3 protein-coding genes are annotated in these 1,759 nt (G+C 44.0%); 1 reads left to right on the top strand and 2 read right to left on the bottom strand.

Annotation, left to right across the window (positions count from 1 at the left end):
* The coding region (locus STRDD10_RS08215; RefSeq protein WP_082782081.1) for a transporter substrate-binding domain-containing protein at positions 1 to 570 on the top strand (570 nt) is incomplete at its 5' end.
* A gap of 632 nt (positions 571 to 1,202) precedes the next feature.
* Here STRDD10_RS08215 and STRDD10_RS08205 read toward each other — a convergent pair.
* Entirely contained in the window at positions 1,203 to 1,598 is a 396-nt protein-coding gene (locus STRDD10_RS08205; protein ID WP_082782080.1) for a VOC family protein, read from the bottom strand.
* Between the two features lie 38 nt (positions 1,599 to 1,636).
* Positions 1,637 to 1,759: HAD hydrolase family protein (locus tag STRDD10_RS11640; protein WP_231853399.1), on the bottom strand; the 123-nt coding region annotated here is incomplete at its 5' end.

Genomic DNA, 1,759 nt, shown 5'->3' with positions numbered 1-1,759 from the left:
AACCGTGCCGAATACTTGATTTCAAATAAAGTCGATATTACGCTTGCCAACTTCACCGTGACTGAAGAACGGAAAAAACAAGTTGACTTTGCCCTCCCTTACATGAAAGTCTCTCTAGGTGTTGTTTCTCCTAAAACTGCCCTAATCACCGATGTTAAACAATTGGAAGGCAAGACCTTGATTGTCACCAAGGGAACCACAGCTGAAACTTACTTTGAGAAAAATCACCCTGAGGTCAAACTTCAAAAATACGACCAATATAGTGACGCCTACCAAGCACTTTTGGACGGTCGTGGGGATGCCTTCTCTACTGACAACACCGAAGTGCTGGCTTGGGCGATTGAAAACAAGGGATTCGAAGTCGGAATCACTTCTCTAGGCGATCCAGATACTATCGCTCCAGCAGTTCAAAAAGGAAATACCGAACTCCTCAACTATATCAATGAAGAGATTGAAAAACTTGGAAAAGAAAACTTCTTCCACCAAGCCTATGAAAAAACACTTCACCCAACTTACGGAGATGCTGCAAAAGCTGATGATCTCGTAGTGGAAGGTGGAAAGGTAGACTAGTTTTTCTTAGAAATGAATTGGTTCAACCAGTCGAACAATAAAAAAGACTTAGAGATACTCTAAACAGTGTATTTCTAAGTCTTTTTTCATTCTGTTCCTTTTATTTAGCTACTCTTGATTTCTTACCCTACCATTTGATGCATCACTCATACTAATACTCTTTCTAAAATCTCTTCAAACCACGTCAGCTTCACCTTACCGTAGGTATGGTTACTGACTTCGTCAGTTCTATCCACAACCTCAAAGCAGTGTTTTGAGCTGACTTCGTCAGTTCTATCCACAACCTCAAAGCAGTGTTTTGAGCTGACTTCGTCAGTTCTATCCACAACCTCAAAACAGTGTTTTGAGCTGACTTCGTCAGTCTTATCTACAACCTCAAAGCAGTGCTTTGAGCAGCCTGCGGCTAGCTTCCTAGTTTGCTCTTTGATCTTCATTGAGTATAACTAGTAGCAACAGACACATCAACGAATAACCTTTTGTAATCAAGAGGCTTCTCTACCATATCAACTGCCCTCGCAAGAAAAACAGGTATTTGGATATCGTTTTAGGCAACAGCTTGTCTCAAATCAGGATACTATCGTACTTGGTGAACATGAAATGAAGTGAAGCCTTTCTTCAACTCTAGGTTAACATTAACTTTTCAAGTGAGTTGTCAGTTCGAGTTGGTTGCCTTCAGGGTCAAAAACCACCGCTTCGTAATAGCCGTCCCCTGTGGTGCGTGGGCCGGATTGGATGGGGTAGCCGTCGGCTTCAAAACGCTGAGCAAAGGCATCCACGTCGGCCTCATTGCCAACTGCCATGGCCAAGTGGGTGAAACCAAAGGTGTCTTTGTCCCCTGCAACAATATCGGGGCGGTGGCAGAGTTCCAAGCGGGCACCATCTTCAAAACTAAGAAAATAAGAAGAAAAACCTGTTCTTGGGTTGTGGTATTTTTCGCTGGCTGTCGCTTTGAAGTAGGTTTGGTAGAAGGTTTTCATCTTTTCCAGGTCTTTGACCCAGACGCCGACGTGTTCGATTGCGATTGTCATCATAAGTTCCTTTCTGGTGTGACGGTTTGTCACTCTTTTTATTGGTTGAGGTAGTGGGCGATGACGCTTAAGACACCGTTGTCATCATTGCTAGGGGCGATGGACTTGGCGACTTGTTTGGTGGCTTGGGGGGCATTGCCCATGGCGTAGGAGTAGCCAGC

The organism is Streptococcus sp. DD10, assembly GCF_001578805.1.
Classification (GTDB): Bacteria; Bacillota; Bacilli; order Lactobacillales; family Streptococcaceae; genus Streptococcus.
This window is presented reverse-complemented; position numbering and strand designations above follow the sequence as displayed.

Coding starts and splice junctions, on each gene's coding strand:
- STRDD10_RS08205 (WP_082782080.1), bottom strand. CDS start 1,598: ATGACAATCGCAATCGAACACGTCGGCGTCTGGGTCAAAGACCTGGAA.